Raw genomic sequence first — 23,507 nt, forward strand, 5'->3', positions numbered from 1 at the left:
TCTCTCTCAAAAAACTGTAATCTCGATGTTTTATGCCAGAAATGCCGCTTTTGCATCGCGGATCATCTGTGCAGCTTCCGTGACAATTGCCATATCACTGTCAATCAGAGCCGGAAGCGGTTCCCTGACTCCGCCGAGCTCCAGTCCCTCGTTGATTTTGAGGATTTCCTTGATTACAGCATACATACTGCCGTGTCCCGCACACATCTTATAAATAATGGCATTTACTGCATACTGGATTTCACGAGCCCGTTCCATGTCTCCGGCTCTGACAGCCTGATCCATCTCAAGAATGAGCTCCGGCATGACACCATAGGTTCCGCCGATGGCGCCTTCCGCACCGATGACACGTCCGCTGATGAACTGCTCATCGGGGCCATTGAAAATAATGTAATCTTCGCCAGCTTCCTGCTTGAACATCTGAATGTCCTGAACAGGCATAGACGAATTCTTAACACCGATCACGCGCGGATTTTTGCGCATTTCTGCGAACAGATCCATCGTCAGTGCAACACCTGCGAGCTGCGGGATGTTGTAAATCACAAAATCGGTATTGGGTGCCGCCGCACTGATGTCATTCCAGTACTTCGCAATGGCATATGTCGGCAGATGGAAATAGATCGGCGGGATGGCTGCGATTGCATCGACACCAACGCTTTCCGCATGCTTTGCCAGCTCCATGCTGTCCTTCGTGTTGTTGCACGCAACATGCGCGATAACCGTGAGCTTGCCCTCTGCCGCCTGCATCACATTCTCCAGAATGATCTTTCTGTCCTCCACACTCTGGTAAATGCACTCGCCGGATGAGCCGTTGACATACACGCCCTTCACGCCCTTGTCGACAAAATACTTTGTCAGTGCCTGCACACCCGCCGGGCTGACATTCCCTTCGCTGTCATAGCATGCATAAAATGCGGGGATAACACCCTTGTACTTGTCCAGATTTTTCATATCTACTGCTCCTTTACTGTTTTTACATAAAAATAGAATGACTCTACTTTAATGCCTCTGTAAATGTTTTTGTGATAAGCTGCGGCCGGGTGATAATCGAACCGACCACGACGCTGAATGCGCCCAGCTCAATGACACGTCTTGCTTTTTCCGGTGTATTGATGTTGCCTTCCGCGATAACCGGATGCTTTGCGTTTGCAAGAATCCGGCGCAGAATCGCAAAATCATCCGCTTCAATTTTTGCCCCTTTGCTCTGTTCGGTATAGCCAACCATTGTTGTGCCGATAAAGTCAAAGCCCAGTGCATCCGCATGCAGCGCTTCTTCTACCGTCGAACAGTCTGCCATCCAGAGCTGATCCGGATACTTTTCCCTGACTGCATGGAAGAAGTCATCCAGTGTCACACCGTTCGGGCGCAGGCGTCCGGTTGCATCGACAGCGATAATCTCCGGTTTTACTTCCATCAGCTCATCGACTTCCTTCATTGTCGGCGTGATGTACACACGACTGTCCGCGTAATCCCGCTTGACAATACCGATGATCGGAAGATCTACCTGTGACTGAATCTCCAGAATGTCTTCTTTTGTATTTGCCCGAATGCCACATGCGCCACCCTCTCTGGCCGCCAGTGCCATTCGTCCCATAATATAAGAAGAATGCAACGGTTCATGCGGAAGAGCCTGACAGGATACGATCAGCTTCCCTCTCAGTGTTTCTACTCTCTCATTCATTGTCATCGCCTCCTTGATCGATGGTTTCAGTATATCTTTTGCAAAAGAAATTTCAATATTTTCAAACTGTTCAGAAAGTACTTTCACACTTTTCTTAAATTCTCCTTTGAAACGACCGATTTTCGCGCGCGCTTTTTAGGAGATTTGCACAATTTTTTGAGACTTCTTTCTGCCTTTTACGTGGATATTGCATTTAATTTGCGGATGATTATACTAAAAGACAGGAATATTCCGCAAGTAAATACCAACTTTACATGCCAATCAAAGGAGACCAACTTATGATTATTTACAAGGCAAAGGACTATCAGGACATGAGCCGTAAGGCTGCCAATATTATCTCCGCACAGGTCATCATGAAGCCAAACTGTGTACTCGGACTGGCGACCGGCTCTTCCCCGATCGGCACATATGAGCAGCTGGTCGAATGGTACAACAAGGGAGATCTTGATTTTTCTAAAGTCACAAGCATCAACCTGGACGAATATAAGGGACTTGGGCCGGACAACGAACAGAGCTATCGCTACTTTATGGATACCCATCTGTTCAACCATGTCAATATCAACAAATCCCGCACCTTCGTCCCGGATGGTCTGGCGCAGGACACAGAAAAAGCCTGCGCTGAATATAATCAGATTATCGCGCAGGCAGGTGGTATCGATTTGCAGCTGCTCGGACTCGGCAGCAACGGACACATCGGTTTCAATGAGCCGGGTGCCGTGTTTGAGCAGGAAACACATTGCGTCGACCTGACGGAGAGCACCATTGAAGCAAACAAGCGCTTCTTCTCCCGCATTGAGGATGTACCGCGTCAGGCGTACTCCATGGGTATTAAGAGCATCATGCAGGCAAAAAAAATCCTTGTGATTGTCAGCGGCGAGAGCAAGGCCAATGCGCTGAAGCAGGCGCTGCATGGCCCCATCACGCCGGCGTTGCCTGCCTCCATTTTACAGCTGCATAACGATGTAACATTTGTTGCAGACGAAGCTGCCATGTCTCTGCTGGATGTATAACCGCAAAACAGAATTCATTTCTGTTTCCCCACTTTTGCGGATGCCGAAAGCCAGAACCACATTCTTCCTTTCCTATTCCTTCTATCTGTAATCGGCTTTCGGTTCTGATTTTGTTCTGTTTTTCCTCCTATCCTGTATGGTGTAATTCTCTCCATACATCTCTCCGATAAACAATCCAACACGAATCGGGAAAACCTGCCCCCGATTCCATTGCAGATGTGGACGGAATTTTATTCCATTGAGCAGAACAGCGCAGCGGATCGTATAGCCTCAACCGTCAGGTCTGGCGACGCAAAACAGCCCGCCGAGGGAAGTTTCTTCCTTCGGCGGGCTGTCTTTTGATTTACGTAATCTCTGCGCCGGGTTTTGGTATCACAGCATGAAATCACGCACATGGTTATCCCGCAATGCAACACAGGGCAGGGAAACCCTGTCCTGTGTGCGATTCATTTTAGTTTTTGTCAAATGTTCCGTTGCGAATATCTTCTCTCAGTCCAATGCGATTGGTCTTGTAATGGAAGAACGGGCGTTCCGGTAAAACAATGATATCTACCGGCTGCATGTAGTCCTCCAGACATGCAGCGACCGCATCTTTGATATCATCGACGGTGTAACCATCGTTTAATACAACAAAGAGGTATGGAACAAAGCAATGATGATGCTCCGGATCCTCCGTGATGACGAAGAATTCATCATCGATTCCTTCGATTTCCGCATCTGCCAGACGATTTTCCATCGGCAGCGTCGCGAGCTCGCCGCCTCCATAGCGGGTTGCACAGCCTCTGGTCAATGTATAAATGGTTCCATCCTCTGTCATATACCCGATGTCACCGGTATGCAGCCAACGTCTGCCGTCCGAATGCAGCTTAATTACCTTTGCAGTTGCTACCGGATCATCATATCCGAGCATCGTGCCCGGGCCGCACTGACAGATTTCTCCCACCGTGTTGTAAGTCAATTCCTTATCTGTGCCCGGCTTGAAAACCGAAATATCCGTCAGCGGCAGCGGTACGCCAACATTGCCGTTTCCGATCGGCTGTGCCGTCATCGGCAGCGTCATATTCGAACCGGCTTCACTACAGCCATAACCAGTCGTATACCGAACATGACAGTTGTGGTCATCCAGGAATTTCTGTGCGCGCTTGAGCTGAATATTATTGTATGCCTCACAGCCGGCTCCTGCCGAAATCAGATGCGAAAGGTCATAATCATCCGGTACACGGCCATTGCGCATGACCAGCTCAATAAACATCGGAATATGCGGCCAGCAGTTCGGACGATACCGCATGAGTTCGAGGTCAACATCGTTTACATCGACAAACGGTGACAGAATCAGCAGCTTATTGGATGCGAGCGGCATCAGCAGCATGGAAACGACAACTGCGACGAGCGCCGGTGTCAGATGGGTCATCAGCCACGTCGGACGGAACTGACTGGATGCACCATAAAAATTCATCTGCTGAACGATTGCAAGCATGGTGTAGGCGGAATGGATCACCTGCTTAGAGGGGCCGGTCGAGCCGCTGGTATAGGCGCGGAACAGCGGACGGTTGATGTCGCGCGGTGCCGCAACGACACCTTCAAAATCTTCTCCGAGCTTCAAGAATTCATCCCAGGATATTGTACACGGACCATAGGCGGGATGACTTGTATACAGAGAATCCAGGTAGTTCCAACAATAATCCGGTATTTTCATTCGGTTTGCACTGTGCAGAGGACTCGACAGAACGGCTCCGCGGATTCCGGCACCAGTGCGGTACGCATTGAAGTTTTTATGGGATAAAAAATCATGGGCAAAAATCATTTTAGCGCCCGATTTTTTGACAGCTGCGACATTTTCTTCAATGGTATTGTCGCGGCAAAGCAGCGAGGCACCGATCTGCTCCGCTGCCAGCAGAAGGTACATAAATTCCGGTACAGCGCGCAGGAATACCGGAATCTCATCCCCCTCGCCGAATCCGATTGCTCTGAGCGCACGCGCTGTTTTGTCAACCTGTTCATATACCTCATGCCATGTGATATCTGTCCCATAATAATGCATCGCTACGACAGATTCCCCTGGACACTGTTCTTTTAAATATTCACATACGGTGCTTTCCGGAACTCTGAGTCCCTCAACCATCTCCGTCGGATAATACTGCATCCACGGACGGTCTACGCTCGGCTTTCCTGTTAATGTTCTGTTCATCAAATGTTCCCCTTTCTTTTCAGAGAGACTTCCCGCTCTCTTGTTGCCAGAAAATTTCTATTTTTCTGCCATAAACAGTTTATCACAAAAACGCAGGAATAAAATTGAATAAAATGGACAAATTCCCAATCGCAGCTTTTTCACAAGAAAAAGCTGCCTGTTGTTGTCCAAATGACAACATCAAGGCAGCGCTGGTTTGTGTTATTTTACACTATATTTTTCCAGTTCATTAACAGTATTCCAGCAAATCCGGGGTGTTTTCTGTATTTATACTGGCAATTATTTCAGTTCTATGTATCATCTGTCGAATAAAGGACGCAATTTCCTCGTGGTCGGAAAGGCTCATATCATCTTGATCTGACCAGATGATTTCAAAGAACCGTTCAAAGATCATTTTCATCTCCGGATGATTCAGAACAGCAAGGTTGTTCTTGCCATTTTCCGTATTCAATCTCATATAACAAAAGGTATCCGACAGAAAAATACTCTGTGTGACGGCATACTGAAAATCGGGCACCGGGCTTTCATGGATCAGCCGGAAATGCATTGTGTCCTGCTCTGTACACAGCTCCAGTAAATACTTCAGATACCGTATTCTCTGTTGTAAAGTCAGGGAAATTTTGTGGTCAAAAAAATCAATCTCACTTTCGACCGCCAGATTGGAAAAGGCAATGCGATGGAAGATGACTTTAATGCGGGTTTCCTCCATGGCTTTTTTTGTAAGCCGGTGGAGATTCCGCAGCATTTCCTTGTCAAGCCCCTCTTCTGCTTCGATTTCTGTCTGTTCCAGCAGTTCCTCGAACAGATCATCCGGCAGGAAATGCTCTGTCATCTGGCCGATCATCCAGCGTTGATGCAGTGCAAGTATGGAACGGATGTAACCGTTTCCGTTGACCATGTCCGCCATGGTTGTATCACGATACAGCAGCATTTCTCTGGTGCACAGATTACGAATGCTGTCATACAATGGATTGCAGTTATCTGCTTCGCTGCTGACAGTTACCGACATGCAGCGGTTGGGAGCCGTCAGTATGCCGCTTATCATGAAATCATCTTTTACTGTAAAAAGCATCCGCCCGGCAGCCTGCTTTCCTTTGTATAAATGAAAGTCAAGACCCGCCTCTTCCTTCATCATGTTAATCAGGAAAATCGGATCATAAATAGGATCTATTTTATCCGGCGACAGATCAATCATCAGTGAAAAATGAACATCGGGATAGGAATGATACGGCCCGCGCGGGATATTTCCCTGAATAATCTGGATTCTGTATTCATGTGCCAGTGCAAGCAAATCCATCTGCGCCATAATATACAGCCTGCTCACCCGTCGGAGAACCGGATGATGCATTTTGGAAATATACTGTGCCGGGTTCAGATCGACAAAGAAAATGGTTTTTGGTGCGACAGAGGAGCCATATAGCCTTTGCATGTCCTGTACATAGTCATATTCCGCCTCCAGATTGTCGAAAATGACTTGTTCCAAATCTCTTTTATTTGCAACCTGATAAGTTTCATACAGCGTTTCAATCCCCACTGCGGAACTCAGCCGGACAATCTCACTGCTGATCCGCTGCAGCACATTCCGCTTTGTTTTTTCGGCCGGAAGCATCCGCCCACTGATCCACTTACTGATATAGCTGACATCATATTGCAGTGCCTTGGCCAGCGCTGCATTCTTGATCTCGGCCAGATTCATCAGCTGTTCTAATATCTGGCTAAAACGATTTTTTTCTTTTTCTGGCACGGTCCCCACCCCCTGGTATGATATAAATCAGCAGATATCGATCCGTTCTTTTTACGAGTATGCATTCCATCACAATTGCTCTGTACCGGTCTGCTGATATATTCTTCTATCTTTCTTTTAATCGCCTGTTTTTCCAGCCTGTGATGGATCCTCCTGCTCCCCAGGCTGTATCAGGTCATTTTTGCGATATACGTTTTTTATTATACCATAATCCGGGAAAAAAGAAAGATAAAATTATGCTCACTTTTGTAAAATGATACGTGATAAAAAATGAATCCAACAAAATCCCCCCTGATGCAGGATAACAAACACCACATCAAGAGGGGGATATCATTCTATCAGCAACCGGAAAGGAAAGACAGCCAGAGATTATGCATCCGCAAAAGAAATGGGCATATCCTCCGAGCCGCAATCAATCCGCCAGCTCTCCCGTTTTCTCTGACTGCAAGGTCTTGACACCAAAAAGAAAGTAAATGAGATGAAATACCCATACGCAGGCCAGTACAATGCATCCCACAGGAACCTGATGCATCAGGATAAAGCCGATGCTCATCAGGATAGTCACCGTGACCATAATACGGATTTTGGTTTTTCTGGTCATTCCCTTCCCCTGTACATAGCTTTCCAGATTGTCCTTATAAAGTCTGGTTCCAATAAACCAGGTATGGAGCCGGTCAGAGCTTTTTCCAAAGCAGAAGGCCGCCAGCAACAAAAAGGGAAATGCCGGAAGCAGAGGCAGCACTGCCCCCAGAGCACCCAGTCCCACACCCAGACAACCCAATATACGATACACAATCTTTTTGATGTTCATTTTTTATTCTCCAATCGTCTCTTTTCTTTTTGTGTTTCCACGACATGCCGCACCACTGTGATCGGGTGACGAAACATCATTCGCGGTCCGGAAAACCGCATGACTTCACGGATTTTTTCGCGCATTTCCGGCTGATAGCAATGCACTTTGCAGTTGGAACAGAAGGTTTTGTTCTCCATAAAGGGGCATGTATCGCTGCATTTCCGTGCATAAGCATCCAACGCAGCACAGTCGGAACACAACTTCCGGCCGCCGTGATTCTTTTTGCAGTACAGGGCAATCATCTGAAAGACAAGTGCCTTCTCCCGCTCCCGCCTGGTCTGGATATCCATCAGCTCATCCTCCCATGCTCAACGGAATAAACCTTGTCCGCAATCCGCATAGTAGAAGCCCGATGCGATACCAGCACAACGGTTTTGTCCTGTCCCTCCTCCCGCTGGGAGCGAAGGATTCCCGCCTCATTCAGGCTATCCAGATTGCTGGTCGGCTCATCCAGCAGCAAAAACGGAGCATCGTGCAGAAAAGCTCTTGCGAGCCCCAGCCGCTGGCGCTCACCACCGGACAAGGTATCACCCAACTCACCCACCGGAGTGTCATATCCCTTTGGCAATGTCATGATGAAATCGTGAACAGAGGCCTTTTTGCAGGCTGTGACAATTTCCTCATCGGTGGCATTCAGTCTGGCAATCCGCAGATTATTTTTAATGCTGTCATGAAACAGATGAGTTTCCTGCGTGACAAAGCTCTCCATGTTGCGTAAATTCGCAGTGTTGATATCGTTTACTGTGTGCCCGGACAAACTGACCTGTCCCTTCTGCACTTCCCAGAAACGCATGAACAGCTTTAACAGGGTGGATTTGCCGCTGCCGCTGCGTCCCACAATGCCAACAATCTGATTGCGTGGAATCGTTACAGAAACATCATGCAAAATGGTCTCTTCTCCATAGGCAAAGTATACATTTTGGGCATCTGCACCGGTAAATGCAATGTCAGCGTGCCCCGTAACTTCCTTTGCCACTGGCGTTTCCTCCAGAATATCCAGTACCCGATTGCCTGCTGCGAAGGTATTTTGCAGTGTGCTGCCCAGATTTGCCAGGGCAACCACGGGACCAAACGAACTCATCAACGCCACAGTAGGAATCAAAATGCCGTCAAAACCAACCAAGTGCTGTTGACAGAGTCCGGCGGAAGCAAAAAGCATTGCCAGATCAAATGCCAGAATAATGGTATTGGTACAAGCAGTATTGCGGCCTGCAGTTCGCTTCATGCGTTCCTCGTCTCCGGCAAGTGCATTGGTGCGACGGTTCATTTCTGCCAACCGCTTTTCTCCCTGACCGTACTGCTGGGTCTCTGCCAATCCCCGAAGGCTGTCCAGCACAAAACTGCTCAGATCGCCCGACCGGGTGCGGAATCTCATGCCATCGTTTCCGCTGTATTTGGATGTGATAAGCGGCACCACCACGCCCACCATCAGATAAGCAGCCAGAGCCAGCAACCCCAGGCTCCAATGATACTGCCCGATAAACAGGCACAAAATCATAGAAAACAGGGTTGCAATGGCGGCCGGAGAGATGGTGTGGGCATAGAACACCTCCAGCAGCTCGATGTCCGAAGTAATAACAGAAACCAAATTGCCTTTATCTTTGCCTTCCAGTTTGGCAGGGCACAGACGGCGCAGCGCCTGAAATACCCGATCCCGGATCAGCGCCAACAGTTTGAACGCAATAAAATGGTTGCAAGCCTGCTCTCCATAGCGCAGCGCTGCCCGCAACAACGCAAATACCGCCATACTCGCAAACAAAACTGTCAGATTCAGAGACGTTTCAAATCCCAAAACATTCAGCACGGCATATCCGCCAAAAACAGTGAGAAATGCAGCACATAAATGACCGATCAGTCCCATGGCAATGGCGAGAATCATATATGCCGTCAGGGGCTTTACCAACCCGATGAGCTTTCGCATCACGGTAAATCCACTTCTTTTCATGCCAGTGCCTCCCTTCCGTAATTCTCCAGAGCCTGCTGAGCGTTCCATAATCTGGCATAGTAGCTGCCTGCGGAAAGAAGCTGCTCATGCGTGCCGTTTTCCACCACCCTGCCGCTATCCATTACATAGATACGGTCCGCATCGGCGACATTGGCAAGACGGTGGGAAATCAGAATAACGGTCTTGGTTTTCGCTAACGTATGAATCTGAGTCATAATATCATTTTCACTTTCCACATCAATATTAGAAGTGGCTTCATCGAAGAAATATACCGGACTGTCGTGGAGTAATGCTCTTGCCAGAGCAAGTCGCTGACACTGTCCTCCCGAAAGATTGGATGCCTTTTCCGCAAGCTGGGTATCAAGCCCTTGCTCCCCTCGCAGAAAATCCGCCAGGTTCACCTGTTCCAGCACATTCCACATGGAATCTTCTCCGGCATCAGGACATCCCATCCGCAGATTTTCCCGGACAGTCCCTTTGAACAGGTAGCTCTGATGGCTGACATAAGTAAAGTTTTTCAGAAGACTCTCTTCTGAAATTTCCGAGAGCGGCACGCCACCTACAGCAATGGAGCCGACATAACTTCTGTTTCTTCCCATAAGGATAGATGCAGCCGTGGACTTGCCACAGCCGCTTTCCCCCACGATAGCGGTAAAACTGCCCTTGGGGAAAGACAGGTCAATACCCTTTAAAATCTCCCGCTCCGGCTCATAAGAAAAATGCAGGTTTTGACAGCATATCGAACAGTTGTCAGGGACTGATCCGGTTTTCTGCTCTGGTTCCGGCAGATCCAGCAGCCGGAAAATCTTATCCGATGCCGCCATACCGTTCATGGCAATGTGGAAAAAGCTGCCCAGCTGACGCATGGGAATAAAGAAATCGGCGGCAAGCAGGATAATCGCAAGGCAGCCGCCCAATCCCACATGGCCAGCCTGGAACTGCGTCACCGCCATGACAATCCCCGCTGCTGCACCGCCATAGGCGATCAGATCCATAATGGTGATGGAATTGAGCTGCATCGTCAGCACCTTCATGGTGATGCGGCGGAATTTTTCCGACTCCTCGTTCATCTCCCGGTTTTTAAACGCATCCGCCTGATAAATTTTCAGCGTGGTTAAACCCTGCAAATTTTCCAGAAATGTGTCACCGAGGGCCGTATACTGGTTCCAATATTTACTCAACAGCTTTTTCGCCCAGGTTTGCACTGCAGCAATGGCAATGGGAATCAGAGGCACGCACACCAGCAATACAATTGCGGGGGGAACATTTACGAAGCACAGCACGAGGAACAGCGTCAGCGGCGCCAGCATAGCATAAAAAAACCGGGGCAGATATGCACCGAAATATGTCTCCAACTGATCCACACCTTCTACCGCCACCTGTACCACTTCAGAGGTCTGAACCTGTTCCTTATAAGCGCTGCCCAGCTGCAAAAGCTTTTGATAGATTTTCTCCCGCAGGATCTTTTTCACCGCCCGGCTGGACAGATATCCCATCCGCGCACACCCTATATTACATACAAACTGGATCACCACTGCGCTGATGGCAATCACAACCGCAGTAAAAAGATCCTTGCTTCCGGCACTGCCCCGGTACATCTGTTCCAGCAGTTGACAGATCACCCCAATCATAGCGATATTGGCCGCCAGCGAACACCATTGCAGGGCTACATTTCCGGCGATATACTTTTTGCTTTCGCTGACCGCACCGATCAGCCGTTTGTTCATCATCATTATGTTATCTCCGTTTCAGATAAGTAAGCGGGACTGCGTTATTGACAAACAGGCAACTCAATGCTATGATTATTTTAATTAGCACTTACTAATCAAGATTTCGTCTTCATGAATTGTCTTTTCGGGGACGCTGATTGCTTTCATACAGATATTGATAGGAAAGGCAGGGAAATCCATGACATTACAGCTTTTACAGGGGATATTTCTCCCCTTTTTGGGGACCGTTTCCGGTTCGGCCTGTGTATTCTTTTTAAAAAATGCCATGAGTGACCGTTTACAAAGAGCCCTGTCCGGCTTCGCGGCAGGCGTTATGGTGGCAGCCTCCATCTGGAGCCTGCTGATTCCGGCGTTGGATCAGGCGGAACATATGGGGAAATGGTCGTTTTTCCCAGCTGCTGCAGGATTTTGGCTCGGTATTTTATTTTTGCTTCTGCTGGATCATGTGATTCCCCATCTGCATCGGAATGCAGATCAGGCGGAAGGTCCGAAAAGCAATTTGCAGCGCACAACAATGCTGGTGCTCGCGGTAACGCTGCACAATATTCCGGAAGGAATGGCAGTAGGTGTAGTTTACGCCGGTTATCTGACCGGGAATACCGGTATCTCGGTCATGGGTGCCCTGGCACTGTCACTCGGCATTGCGATCCAGAACTTTCCGGAGGGTGCAATCATCTCCATGCCGCTGTGGGCGGAGGGTGTCAGGAAACGAAAAGCCTTTTCCTATGGTGCCCTGTCCGGCATTGTAGAGCCAATCGGTTCCCTTCTGACCATTGCAGCAGCCAGTCTGTTGGTTCCGTCAATGCCATATCTGCTCAGTTTTGCAGCCGGAGCCATGCTCTATGTCGTTGTAGAAGAGCTGATCCCGGAAATGTCCGCAGGACAGCATTCCAATGTAGGGACTGTGTGTTTTGCCGCAGGTTTCAGCATCATGATGATACTGGATGTGGCGTTAGGCTGATTGTGCGGGGATCTTCCGTATACCGTATAGGAACATCGTCATCGCTTCCATCGTCCTTTCCAACTCATTATATTTTGTCAGAAAAAATGTGGCTGCTTTCTCAAAGAAAGCAGCCACATTTGCATATTTATCGGCATCCACGCAGTGAAATGGATATATTGTCTTATTTTCTCCCGGACACCTGTGTAAACGTGCTGGATACCCGTTTAATCTCAGGACGGATTTACCTTCTCTTTCAGCTGTTTCGCAGGCTTAAATACGGGAACCTGTGCCGCAGGTATTTCAATCTGTTCGCCGGTAGACGGCACACGCCCGGTACGCGCAGCGCGCTCCCGGGTCTCAAATACACCGAAACCACTCACAGAAACCCGTTCTCCCTGTGCCAGCGCATCACTCAGGCAGCGGAATGTCAGATCGACGATATACTCCGCATCTTTTTTGCGGATGCCGGCGCGTTCGGCAACCATTGCGGCAAATTCAGACTTTTTCATTCCCTGCTCTTTCCCTCGTCCCAGAGAGCATCCATTTCGCGCAGCGTCATGTCTTCCAGTTTCTTTCCCTGCGCCGCTGCTACGCGTTCAACATAGGAAAAACGGCGGATGAATTTTTCCGTCGTCGCATTCAAGGCACCCTCCGGATCGGTATCCGCAAAACGTGCGACATTGACAGCGGCAAACAGCAGATCGCCGATCTCTTCAGGCAGATCGCCGTCACCATTTACTGCACGCTTTACTTCATCCAGCTCCTCCTGTACCTTGTCCAGCGCGCCGCGGATGTCATCCCAGTCAAAGCCAACCTTCGCTGCCTTGTACTGCACTTTCTCCGCACGAATCAGGGCGGGCAGACTGCGCGCAACACTGTTGAGCGTGTCCGTCGTGCTCTTCTGCCCTTTTTCTACCTTTTTGAGCGCATCCCAATTGTTGAGGATTTCCTCAGTGGACGCGACATCTACGCTGCCAAAAATATGTGGATGACGATAAATCAGCTTTTTACAGATGCCGTCCGCGACATCGTCGATGTTGAATGTCCCCTTTTCCTCCTCGATACGGGTGTGAAAAACGACCTGAAGCAGCACATCGCCCAACTCCTCCCGGAGCAGATCGACATCCTCGTTATCAATCGCCTCACAGACCTCATAGGTCTCCTCAATGAAGTTGCGGCGGATGCTGTGATGATCCTGCGCCCGATCCCACATACAGCCATTTTCACTCCGCAGAATTTCCATGATCTTCAGCAGATCCTCAAACTGATAGCGTTCCTTTATTGTAAAATCCATAATGATTGATAAAAGTCCTTTCTGAAATTGATTACGACGTCACAGCCGCAGCAGCTGTGCCAGCCGTTCCCCGCCCGGCAGCGGCAGAACATCCTCCGCCGTCAGTGCACGCAGTCCAACCAGCAGAATCACATACAATGGGATTGCCGCGCAGATGGAAAGCACGACGGCAGGGCACAGCCCAATATACGGCAGCAGCGCCAGATACATCCGATATACAATTACTGCCATGCCACAGGACGCCAGCAGCGGGCGAAACACTGCCTTTCCAAGCGGCGGCAGCCAACCTGTCAGCCGAACAATCGACATAAGATTGAGCAGCAGGATGATCGTATAGCATACCAGCGTGCCAATGGGCGCTGCTGAAATGTTGTACTCCGGCATGCCAGCCAGCCGAAAACTGACCGCAAATTTGACCGCACATCCGATGGCAGACGAATACACCGTCAGATCGGGGCGTCCAAATGACTGCAAAACCGCAGTGGTCACAGCAGACAGCCCCACCAACGGTTCTGCAATTCCGAGCAGGCGCAGCAATGGTTCCGCTGTCAGGACGCCGCGCGGCTGTGAGGCAAACAATACGCGGAGCAATGGGCCGGACAGCACAAACAGTCCTGCGCCGCACGGCAGACAGACGAGCAGTGTCAGCCGCAGCGAGGACGTCGTCAGGCGGCGCATCTGAATCGTATTCCGCCGGGCATGTGCTGCGGACAGCGCGGGAAGCACGCTGACAGATACCGAGTTGGACAGCGCCTGCGGCAAATTGAACAGTGTCATGGCCATACCGGTGTATGCGCCATATGCCGCCACGACCTCCTCAGGGGAAAATCCGGCGGCGGGCAGGCGACGATAAATCACTGCCATATCAAGAAAGCCCGACGCCGTCATGACAGCCGCTCCCAGCGTGACAGGCACCATCAGGCGGAACAGTTGCGGCAGGACGGATGGCCCATTTTGCCGGATATGCAATGCCGGTCGAACCCCGCGCCGCGCACTCCAGAGCAGGTAACACGTAGCGGCCAGTTCACCGCAGCTCACGCCGATGACCGCACCGACTGCGGCGCCGGTTATGCCAAACCCTCTGTCCAGAAATGTCCAGGCAAGCGTCAGACCCACCATGAGCTTTCCTATTGCCTCCGCAACCTGAGAAATTGCCGTTGGAACCATGTTGCCTGTTCCCTGATACCAGCCGCGCAGTGCCGCTTCCAGCGTGACAAAGAAAACGGCAGGTGCGATGGCAGCAAGGCAGTATGCCGTGTTAATGGATTCTCCAAACAGGCGGCAGATCATCGGCGCAAAGGTAGCGAGCAGCACCGACATCGCCAGCGCAAGCGCGCCAAACACGGCTGCGGCATGTACGACAACCGCCTGTGCCCGCCTGCGGTCGCCCAGCGCAAGCGCCTCGGATACCAGATGCGACTCCGCAACGGGAAGGCCGGCCGCACATACGACGAACAGCAGTGAAAAAAACTGCATCGCAAACGAAAACAGCCCCATGCCGCTGTCGCCAATGAGATTGGTCAGCGGCACCTTGAACAGCGCGCCGAGCAGCTTGACGACAATGCCGGACACAAGCAGTGCCATCGCACCGCCGACAAAGCTTTCCCTTTGTTTCATCCCCACGCCTCCCTTGTCTTCCTATGATAGACAAGGTATGACGCAAGTGCAGACATTAGAAGCCGAAGCGGATGGTTTTCCTGTGTACCAGTGGGTTACAGCTGTGCACCGCAGCTGCTGCAAAACGTGTCGTCCGGCCCGCATTCTCTGCCGCAATTCGGACAGGTGACCGTCGACTTGACCTGGCTCAACTTTTCGCGGATTGCAGCAATTTTATCCAGCTTTTCATCAATGAGCTCCAGCTTGATCTGCATTTCATCCTGATTTCCCGTCGTGCCGCTGTGCACGGCATAAACCATTTTGCCGATTTCCTTATACAGGATTTCAATTTCTGTGTTCAGATCGAAAATCCGGAGATTCAGCCGGGTCGCCTCCACCACATTGCTTGCGGTCTTTCCGGCTGTGCTGGCGGCCTGCGTCGCAACCCGCCCGGTACGGTTGGCAAACAACTCTGCGGATACTCTGGCTTTTTCGAGAAAACTATTCACTTTCTTATCCATGATAAAGCTCCTTTCGCGAAAGCGGACTGACAGCCGGCTTTCGTATTTCTTTGTTGCGTCAGTGTCAGCCGATGAATTCATGCATGATAGACTGCGGCGGGATCAGCTCTAAGTTTTCCAGCGGCTCAAATCGGTCGAGTGCCCGGACAAGCGGTTCCAGTCCCGCGTCAATCATGTCCTGATGGTACGGCTCCGCTTCCTGGCGAAGCTGATTCATCAGAATACAGTCCTCATAGGGCAGATACGTGTTGAGAATATAGGAAGCTGATGGGATATATGGCCGAATATACAGCCGTTCACCGCGCCGGACAGAGCGCCACATCCGAATGGTATCCGAAATCGGTGCATCGCGGAAATTCCGGTCGCGGATGGCACGCCGCACAAACCGCAGCTCATGGGGTGCGAGCCGCCAGTCGTTGGACAGGACGACCTCTGTGCCGACCGCCATATAGACCCCGATGGCGTGTTCCTTTATCTTGCCGGTAATGACATCGTTGAGCGCATGGATGCCTTCGATGACGGCAATTTCTCCCTTGCCCAAACGGACCTCTTCCCGCTCTTCTGTCCGCCGGTGCGTCATGAAGTCATACTTGGGAACTTCTATGGTTTTCCCCTCGCACAGTGCAGCCAGATGCTCGCTGAGCAGCGGCAGATCCATACACAACGGGGATTCCAGATCATCCGCACCGTCCTCGTCCTTCGGGACAGAATAGGTATTCCGGCTCAGATAATAGTCATCCATGGAAATCGAATGCGTCCGGATCCCCTTTCGCTGTGCGGCATCGCGAATGCGATGCGCTGTCGTGGTCTTTCCGCTGGAGGACGGGCCATTGAGCAGCAGGATCATGCGTTCCTCACATCCCGCACAGATGCGTTCCGCGACATTCTCGATGACATTGGTATAGCTCTGTTCACAGGAAGCAACGAACTCCGCCGGATCCCGGCGGCAGCGTTCATTGATATCCTCAAGATTGAGATACTGCAAGCAAATCCCTCACAATTCGGAAGCCCAGGCAAGCAATGCCTGCTTCCCCGCGTTGATTTTTTCCAATGAAGTATTGTATTCATATGGATATTTCGGGTTGTTGATGCGCCGGATTTTTCTTCCATCCGCGCTCAGCAACTTGGTCATGCCGCCCGCGCCGAGCGATACAATGGTCTGAAGCTCCTCCATCATATAGACATTATACCAGCATTCATATCCCATTTTGCACCAGCCGACATTCTCAAAGCCACCCGCCATGAATTTCTGGCGGTACAGATAATACGGCGCATAGCCGGCAGCGGTCAGATTTTGGGACGCGATATCCAGCATCTGTCGCACAGTCTCGTGCTTTTCCGCGTTGCGCACACGGTCGTGCTGGTCTGCGCCGCGCTTGGCGGCGAGCGTATGGACGGTAATATTTTCCGGGTTCAGCCCGATGAGTGTATCCATGGTATGCGCAAAGCTCTCCGGTGTGTCGCCGTCCAACCCTGCGATGGTGTCCATATTGATGGCACGGAAGCCGATGCCACGCGCCATTTCGTAGGTGTCCAGCACAGCCTGTGCGCTGTGGTGCCGCCCGATTGCAGCAAGCACCTCGTCATTCATCGACTGCGGATTGATGGAAATGCGGTCGACGTCATGCTGTGCCAGCACATGCAGCTTTTCCTCAGTGATGGTGTCCGGACGCCCTGCCTCGACAGTAAATTCCGTCATATACTGTAAATCAAAGGCGTTTTGTACGGTATCCAGCAGGCGTTCCAGCTGTTCTGCCGACAGCGTGGTCGGCGTGCCGCCGCCGATATACATCGAGATAATATGCAGATCCGCCTGCTTTATGATTTTACCCGTATGCACGATTTCCGCGCACAGCGTATCCAGATATTCCGCCATGAGTCTGCCTGCCTTCTCGATGGAATGGCTGACAAAGGAGCAGTAGCTGCACCGCGACGGACAGAACGGAATGCCGATATAAATGGAGATATCGCGCGGATGCAGCCGTTTTTTACAATCGAGCGCAATGCCCGCTGAACGAATGGCGAGTGCACGCCGTGCCGGTGAAACATGGTATTGCTCGGTCATCAGTTGTGCGACCTGTACCGGGGTATACCCCTTTTCGAGAAAGCCGCGCGCAAATTTCGCCGGACGGACGCCGGTCAGGGATCCCCACTCGGGAACGGCATCCAAAAACGGGGTTACCGCTTCAAAAATGGCCGATTTCACCGCATGTGTCTGCGCGCGCTTGGTATCCTCTTCGCTGTCTGTAACCGGCGCGCGCTGTTCCACGCAGACCTGTCTGCCCCCGCGCGTACAACAGACGCGAATCACAGTCTCTGTCCCAGTGTGGTCGATGGCTACGCCAAGCGCATCCGTGCCCTCCGGCGCAAACTCTACGCGTTCCGGGGTCTCAGCAGGCAGCAGGCACAGCAGCATTTCACGGACATGATGGTCATTTTCCAGACCGTGTACAGTATAGATCATTGTTTCACAGCCTGCTGCATATACGGATTGGATGCGCGCTCCCGCTCCAATGTGGACAGCGATTCATGTCCCGGCAGCACCTGATAATCTCCCGGCAGCTCATACAGCCGTTTGAGCGACTTCAGCATCGCATGCCAGTCGCCTCCCGGCAGGTCAGTGCGGCCACAGGACTGGCAGAACAGCGTGTCACCCGTAAACAGAATGCTGTTGTCCAACAGAATCGTACATGAGCCGGGCGTATGTCCCGGTGTGCTGAGATACTTTGCCGTCATGCCGCCGAACGTGACCTCTGTTCCCTCTTCTGCCCAGATATCCGCGCCCGGGAAATCAAAGCGGTTCATCAGCTGACGGCCATATGCGCCAAAGGGGGACAGCGATGCATTTGCGTCAAACAGGTATTCGTCCGCTTTGCTGACGACAACCTGCGCGCCTGTGGCTTTTTTGAGTGCGCCGACCGCAAGAATATGGTCGAAATGCGCATGTGTCAGCAGGATATATTTCAGCGTTATTTTTTTATCCTCGATCTCCGCCAGAAGCATGTCTGCACGGTCGCCGGGATCGACAATGGCACCCTCGAGGGTATTCTCATCATATACCAGATAGCAGTTGGTGGCGACATCACCCACACAAAATTGCTTGATTTTCATACAGTCTCCTTTATTTCTTTCGCATCAGCTCATCGGTATCCATAAGAATGGTCACCGGGCCGTCGTTCAACAGCTCAACCTGCATGTCTGCACCAAATTCGCCGGTCTGTGTCTCAATCCCGAGACCCCGGCAGCAGGATACAAAATATTCATACAGTTCGTTTGCCTGTTCGCCCTTCGCCGCGCCGATGAAATTGGGGCGCTTGCCTTTGCGACAATCGGCATACAGTGTAAACTGGCTGACAGCGAGAATTTTCCCGCCGACATCGTCGAGCGACAGGTTCATTTTATCGTTTTCATCGGTGAAAACACGCAGACCGACACATTTGCGCGCCAGATAGAGCGCTTCCTCCGCGGTATCCTCCGGCGCAACGCCGAGCAGGATCAGAAAGCCCTTTCCAATCTCGCCCGACACAGTGCCGTCAATTGTCACCTTTGCATGTGACACGCGCTGTAATACTGCTCTCATTGCGCCCTCCTCACGTCGACTGGCGGACGACGTTGATGACGCCCTTGATGCTGCGCAGCTTTTTGGTCAGCGCATCCAGCTGGGACAGGCCGGTCACGTCAATCACAATGTTGATGATGCCAAAGCCCTCCGACAGCGTTTTGCCGTTGAAGTCGCGCACATTGATATGGTTATTTGCGAGAATCTGGAGCACCTCACTCATGACGCCCATGCGGTCGGTCGTGGAGACCTGAAGGGCTGTACTGAAGCGTTCCTTGACCTCGATGTGGTTTTCATCCCATGAGACCTTGATCCAGCGATCGCGATCCTCCGGACTGCTGTTTTTAACATTGACGCAGTCCTTGCGGTGGACAGATACGCCATAGCCGCGCGTGATATAGCCTATGATATCATCGCCCGGGATCGGCGTACAGCAGCGCGCAAATTTGACCTTACAGTTGCCGATATCCTCGACAATAACGCCCGAATCCGACTTGGTATGCTTGTGAGTGGTCAGCGGATGATGTGCCTCCTCCGCCTTTTTCGCGCGGATAACCTCATCCTTCACCTTGTTGAGCACCTTGGTGACCGTGATGCCGCCATAGCCGATGGCCGCATACAGTTCTTCCAGCGACGGATACCCGAACTTGGTCAGCACGGCCTGTTGAATTTCCGGTTTCTCCATAAAATGGCTGTACAGCAGGCTGGAACGCAGCTCGCGGTCGAGATCCTCCCGGCCCTGTTCGATATTCTCCTCGCGGCATTCTTTTTTAAACCACTGTTTGATTTTGTTGCGCGCCTCAGAGGTCTTAATCATCTTGAGCCAGTCACGCTTCGGGCCATGAGTTTCCTTGGACGTGAGCACCTCCACGATATCGCCATTTTGCAGCGCATAATCAATCGGCGCAATGCGGCCGTTGATCTTGCACCCGATCATACGGTTGCCGACAGCGGAATGAATGCCATAGGCAAAGTCAATCGGCGTAGACCCCGCCGGAAGATTGACAACATCGCCCTTCGGCGTGAAGACAAAGACCTCATCGGAGAACAGGTCGACCTTGATCGCCTTGATAAAGTCCTCCGCTTCGGTATCCTGCTGCGATTCCAGCAGCTGGCGAATCCACGCATATGTTTCCTCATTGCCGGTCTTGTCGACGCCCTGCTTGTATTTCCAGTGTGCCGCGACACCGTATTCCGCCATCTTGTGCATTTCCTCCGTGCGGATCTGCACTTCAAACGGCACGCCCGAACGTCCGATAACGGTCGTATGCAGCGAGCGGTAGCCGTTCGGCTTTGGCGTGGAGATATAGTCCTTGAATCTGCCCGGAATGGGCTTATACAAGTCGTGCACATAGCCAAGGACATTGTAGCAGTCCGCAACCGAATCGACGATGACGCGCACGGCGCAAATGTCATAAATTTCGTCAATGCTTTTATTCTGTGCATACATCTTGCGATAAATGCTATAGATGTGCTTGACGCGCGCGGAAATCGAGTTGCGGATGCCGCTCTCATCCAGCTTTTTGCCGATGGTCTTTTTGATGCGCTCCAACATTTCCTCATGCTCGTTTTGCTGGCGCGCGAGACCGTCTACAATTTCCTGATAACCGACCGGGTCGAGCCGCTGGAGCGAAAGATCCTCCAGCTCCCACTTGATCTTCTGCATGCCAAGGCGGTGTGCAATCGGCGCATAAATCTCCATGGTCTCCAGCGATTTAGAGCGCTGTTTTTCCTCCGGCATAAACTCAATCGTCCGCATGTTGTGCAGGCGGTCAGCGAGCTTAATCAGAATGACACGGATATCCTTCGCCATGGCGATGAGCATCTTGCGCAGATCCTCCATCTGTTCCTGCTCCTTGGAGTAATGCAGGCGGCCCAGGCGGGTGACGCCATCGACAAGGTTTGCAACCGATGTGCCGAATTTTTCCTCAATCTGTGCATACTGGAAATCAGTGTCCTCCATGCAGTCGTGCAGCAGACCGGCACAGATCGAGTCGGTATCCAACCCCATCTCAACGATAATTTCAGCGACAGATACCGGATGAATGATATACGGATCGCCGTTTTTACGCTTCTGCCCTTCATGCGCCGCAGCGGCACATTCATATGCGGCGCGGATTTTCTCGACATTTGCGGAAGAATTCTGCTTCTGCACACGTTCGATCAAAAAATCAATTTTTGTTTTCATATCCATACGCTTACTCCCCGGCTGTGATCGAATGATCGGCGGTACTCTGTTGTTTTCTCTGCCGCAGGGTTGCGAGAACCACGGATTTCGTGATATCCGCTTTTCCCTTGAAGGGCCGCAGCCTGATATGTAGCAGGTTGTTTTTGAAATGATAGCTCAGCAGGCAGCTCTCGGAAAAGACATCCAGACAGACAAACAGCTCTCCGATGTTGATACAGCGGCGCGATTCATAGGAAATGCGCCGGGAAAGGGTGTTGTACGGTGCTGTCAGCTTGCCTGCTTCCGCACGCGAAATAATATGACGCCAGACAGCAACCAGATCTGCTCTGTCCGGATACATGTCATTCACCTGCCGGTCTGTCAGCTCCTTCCCATTGATAAAGGCAGAATATACAGACAAGTAATAGTGATCCTTTTCCAGCTCGCAATCACTCAGGCGGATATCCTTCAGCATCAGTTGAATGTCCTGCCGCCCGCGGAAGGTGTTGATTTCCAGACTGAACGCAGCATCCACGACATCACCCTGTACAACCGGGCATCCACCGGAGCCTGTGCCGAACAGCATGGCAGTAAACCGCCTGCCGCCCTTGATAAGCGACATTTTCAGATGTCGGTCACTGGAAATCGGGGTGATTTCCTCCACTGTAAGCTCCCGGACGGCAAACACCGGCTCGCGGTTTCCCATGCCATACGGTTCGAGAATGCCAAGATCACGAATAGCTTCGAGAGAAATATCATCCGGCGTAATCAGACAGTCGATGTCGACAACCGGCATCAAATCTTCGTCATGAATGTTTTCGCGCGCATATGCGCAGATGCTTTGCTTGAACGCAGGCAATTGATCTCGGCTGATGGTAAGACCGGCTGCCAGCGCGTGCCCGCCGAATTTTTCGAGGTATTGTGCGCTGTTTTCCAGCGCTTCGAACAGGTTGAACCCGCCCACGGAACGGCCGGAGCCCTTGCCCTGATCGCCATCAAGCGAAATGAGGACAGTCGGACAGCCATACCGATCGGAAATGCGGGACGAGACAATGCCGATGACACCGTGATGCCAATTTTCCCCCCACAGCACAATCATACGGTCGACCTGCGGGTCATATTCTTTTTGAAGCACATCAAACGCCTGCTTTAAAATGGCATTTTCCGCATTTTGCCGCTCTTTATTCTGACAGCACAGCATAGCGGCAATCTCCTGTGCACGCAGCGGGTTGTCTGTCAGAAACAGCTCTGCCGCCTGATCGGCGCAGCCCATACGCCCGGCGGCATTGATACGCGGTGCGAGGGTAAAGCTGACAATTGTCGAGGTCATGCGGCGCGTTTCCACACCGGATTCGCGCATCAGCATGCGCAGGCCGGGATTGTGTGTCTGCTGGAGAACCCGCAGACCGTTGGCAACAATCACGCGGTTCTCGCCCTGTAACGTCATAACATCGGCAATGGTGCCGACGGCAACCAGATCCAGATAGGATGCCAGAATGCTCCCCAGCTGCGCCGACCCGGCGAGTGCACAGATCAGCTTGAACACCACACCGACACCCGCAAGATCCTTAAACGGGTAGGTGCTGTCAGCACGCTTCGGGTTGACCACGGCGATGGCATCCGGCAGGCTGTCCTTGCATTCATGGTGGTCGGTGACAACTACCTTCAGGCCGATCTGGCGCGCATAGGCGATTTCCTCCGCCGCAGTAATGCCGGAATCGACGGTCACGACCAGAGAAACTCCTCTGTTCCGCAGCTCCAGCAACGCCTTCTTATTCAGGCCATAGCCCTCCGTGAGCCGATCCGGGATGTAGTAGCTGCATGTTGCGCCCTGGCTTTTCAGATACCGGATAAGCACACAGGTTGATGTAATGCCGTCGACATCGTAATCACCGAATACCGTAATGTGTTCCCCGCGCAGGATTGCAGTGCGAATGGTGTCCACAGCCGCCTGCATATCGGGCAACAGCAACGGATCATGCAGCCCGGACAGGTCGCAAGAGAGAAATTCAGCTGCCTGTTCCGGTGTATCCAGCCCGCGTGCGCACAAAACAGCGGCAGTCAATGGCGCATATCCGCACTGACGCGAGAGATTTCGGATCTTCTCGCGATTCGGTGCAGCAATATTCCATTTTTTCGATTTCATTGCAACTCCTCTTTTTATTTTAATTCAAAGATATTATAACAAAAAAACCAGACACTCTCAAGATTATAGACAAAATTACTAAAATCTCCGACCAGATATCCGCTTTTTCCGATTTTTGTCATGCATATGG

At 51.4% G+C, this 23,507-nt stretch carries 20 protein-coding genes; 2 read left to right on the top strand and 18 right to left on the bottom strand.

Features of this window, described 5'->3' with window-relative positions:
- Positions 1 to 30: 30 nt before the first annotated feature.
- Both ACLM7Z_RS12430 and ACLM7Z_RS12435 read right to left on the bottom strand, forming a co-directional pair.
- The gene (locus ACLM7Z_RS12430) at positions 31 to 951 is read right to left on the bottom strand and encodes a dihydrodipicolinate synthase family protein (RefSeq protein ID WP_273349013.1); all 921 of its coding nucleotides are present in this window, start codon (positions 949 to 951) and stop codon (positions 31 to 33) included.
- A gap of 43 nt (positions 952 to 994) precedes the next feature.
- Positions 995 to 1,681, bottom strand: a complete 687-nt coding sequence (locus ACLM7Z_RS12435) for an N-acetylmannosamine-6-phosphate 2-epimerase (RefSeq protein ID WP_087020008.1) — start codon at positions 1,679 to 1,681, stop codon at positions 995 to 997.
- 278 nt (positions 1,682 to 1,959) lie between these two features.
- Here ACLM7Z_RS12435 and nagB point away from each other — a divergent pair, with 278 nt between their 5' ends.
- The gene (gene nagB / locus ACLM7Z_RS12440) at positions 1,960 to 2,691 is read left to right on the top strand and encodes a glucosamine-6-phosphate deaminase (RefSeq protein ID WP_087019968.1); all 732 of its coding nucleotides are present in this window, start codon (positions 1,960 to 1,962) and stop codon (positions 2,689 to 2,691) included.
- A gap of 451 nt (positions 2,692 to 3,142) precedes the next feature.
- Here the strand turns inward: nagB and ACLM7Z_RS12445 are convergent, their stop codons facing one another.
- From ACLM7Z_RS12445 to ACLM7Z_RS12470, 6 genes are all read right to left on the bottom strand, one after another.
- Complete coding sequence (locus ACLM7Z_RS12445) at positions 3,143 to 4,879, bottom strand: AMP-binding protein (RefSeq protein ID WP_435645245.1); 1,737 nt, start codon at positions 4,877 to 4,879, stop codon at positions 3,143 to 3,145.
- Between the two features lie 229 nt (positions 4,880 to 5,108).
- On the bottom strand, positions 5,109 to 6,623 hold the full coding sequence (locus ACLM7Z_RS12450; RefSeq protein WP_273349016.1) for a hypothetical protein: 1,515 nt from the start codon (positions 6,621 to 6,623) through the stop codon (positions 5,109 to 5,111).
- Positions 6,624 to 7,035: 412 nt separating this feature from the next.
- Entirely contained in the window at positions 7,036 to 7,434 is a 399-nt protein-coding gene (locus ACLM7Z_RS12455; RefSeq protein WP_435645246.1) for a YbaN family protein, read from the bottom strand.
- Positions 7,431 to 7,766, bottom strand: coding sequence for a nitrous oxide-stimulated promoter family protein (locus ACLM7Z_RS12460; protein WP_435645247.1), 336 nt, complete (start codon positions 7,764 to 7,766; stop codon positions 7,431 to 7,433). The genes ACLM7Z_RS12455 and ACLM7Z_RS12460 overlap by 4 nt, the downstream gene beginning before the upstream one ends.
- A complete protein-coding gene (locus ACLM7Z_RS12465) occupies positions 7,766 to 9,421 on the bottom strand; it encodes an amino acid ABC transporter ATP-binding/permease protein (protein ID WP_242969833.1) in 1,656 nt (551 codons plus the stop codon). The genes ACLM7Z_RS12460 and ACLM7Z_RS12465 overlap by 1 nt, the downstream gene beginning before the upstream one ends.
- The gene (locus ACLM7Z_RS12470) at positions 9,418 to 11,151 is read right to left on the bottom strand and encodes an ABC transporter ATP-binding protein/permease (protein WP_435645778.1); all 1,734 of its coding nucleotides are present in this window, start codon (positions 11,149 to 11,151) and stop codon (positions 9,418 to 9,420) included. The genes ACLM7Z_RS12465 and ACLM7Z_RS12470 overlap by 4 nt, the downstream gene beginning before the upstream one ends.
- Positions 11,152 to 11,329: 178 nt before the next feature.
- Between ACLM7Z_RS12470 and ACLM7Z_RS12475 the strand changes: the two genes are divergently transcribed.
- A complete protein-coding gene (locus tag ACLM7Z_RS12475; protein ID WP_087019953.1) occupies positions 11,330 to 12,112 on the top strand; it encodes a ZIP family metal transporter in 783 nt (260 codons plus the stop codon).
- 212 nt (positions 12,113 to 12,324) lie between these two features.
- On the opposite strand, the gene ACLM7Z_RS12480 is transcribed toward ACLM7Z_RS12475, so the two are convergent.
- From ACLM7Z_RS12480 to recJ, 10 genes are all read right to left on the bottom strand, one after another.
- On the bottom strand, positions 12,325 to 12,603 hold the full coding sequence (locus ACLM7Z_RS12480; RefSeq protein ID WP_087019950.1) for an HU family DNA-binding protein: 279 nt from the start codon (positions 12,601 to 12,603) through the stop codon (positions 12,325 to 12,327).
- Positions 12,600 to 13,388 (bottom strand): nucleoside triphosphate pyrophosphohydrolase, encoded by a 789-nt coding sequence (gene mazG, locus ACLM7Z_RS12485; RefSeq protein ID WP_242969832.1) that lies wholly within the window; start codon positions 13,386 to 13,388, stop codon positions 12,600 to 12,602. Before mazG ends, ACLM7Z_RS12480 begins: the two co-directional genes overlap by 4 nt.
- 39 nt (positions 13,389 to 13,427) lie before the next feature.
- On the bottom strand, positions 13,428 to 15,005 hold the full coding sequence (locus ACLM7Z_RS12490; RefSeq protein ID WP_087019945.1) for a putative polysaccharide biosynthesis protein: 1,578 nt from the start codon (positions 15,003 to 15,005) through the stop codon (positions 13,428 to 13,430).
- Positions 15,006 to 15,100: 95 nt separating this feature from the next.
- On the bottom strand, positions 15,101 to 15,505 hold the full coding sequence (locus tag ACLM7Z_RS12495; RefSeq protein WP_087019942.1) for a zinc ribbon domain-containing protein: 405 nt from the start codon (positions 15,503 to 15,505) through the stop codon (positions 15,101 to 15,103).
- A 64-nt stretch (positions 15,506 to 15,569) separates the two neighbouring features.
- On the bottom strand, positions 15,570 to 16,490 hold the full coding sequence (locus ACLM7Z_RS12500) for a uridine kinase family protein (RefSeq protein WP_087019939.1): 921 nt from the start codon (positions 16,488 to 16,490) through the stop codon (positions 15,570 to 15,572).
- Positions 16,491 to 16,499: 9 nt separating this feature from the next.
- Positions 16,500 to 17,969, bottom strand: coding sequence for a coproporphyrinogen dehydrogenase HemZ (hemZ, locus tag ACLM7Z_RS12505; protein WP_087019934.1), 1,470 nt, complete (start codon positions 17,967 to 17,969; stop codon positions 16,500 to 16,502).
- Complete coding sequence (locus tag ACLM7Z_RS12510; protein ID WP_087019931.1) at positions 17,966 to 18,616, bottom strand: MBL fold metallo-hydrolase; 651 nt, start codon at positions 18,614 to 18,616, stop codon at positions 17,966 to 17,968. The genes hemZ and ACLM7Z_RS12510 overlap by 4 nt, the downstream gene beginning before the upstream one ends.
- Before the next feature lie 10 nt (positions 18,617 to 18,626).
- Complete coding sequence (gene dtd / locus ACLM7Z_RS12515; RefSeq protein ID WP_087019928.1) at positions 18,627 to 19,085, bottom strand: D-aminoacyl-tRNA deacylase; 459 nt, start codon at positions 19,083 to 19,085, stop codon at positions 18,627 to 18,629.
- 10 nt (positions 19,086 to 19,095) lie between these two features.
- On the bottom strand, positions 19,096 to 21,252 hold the full coding sequence (locus ACLM7Z_RS12520; protein ID WP_407922959.1) for a RelA/SpoT family protein: 2,157 nt from the start codon (positions 21,250 to 21,252) through the stop codon (positions 19,096 to 19,098).
- A gap of 10 nt (positions 21,253 to 21,262) precedes the next feature.
- Positions 21,263 to 23,377 (bottom strand): single-stranded-DNA-specific exonuclease RecJ, encoded by a 2,115-nt coding sequence (gene recJ / locus ACLM7Z_RS12525; protein WP_435645248.1) that lies wholly within the window; start codon positions 23,375 to 23,377, stop codon positions 21,263 to 21,265.
- Positions 23,378 to 23,507 lie beyond the last annotated feature (130 nt).

This window comes from Butyricicoccus porcorum, from assembly GCF_051246315.1.
Taxonomy (GTDB): Bacteria; Bacillota; Clostridia; order Oscillospirales; family Butyricicoccaceae; genus Butyricicoccus_A; species Butyricicoccus_A porcorum.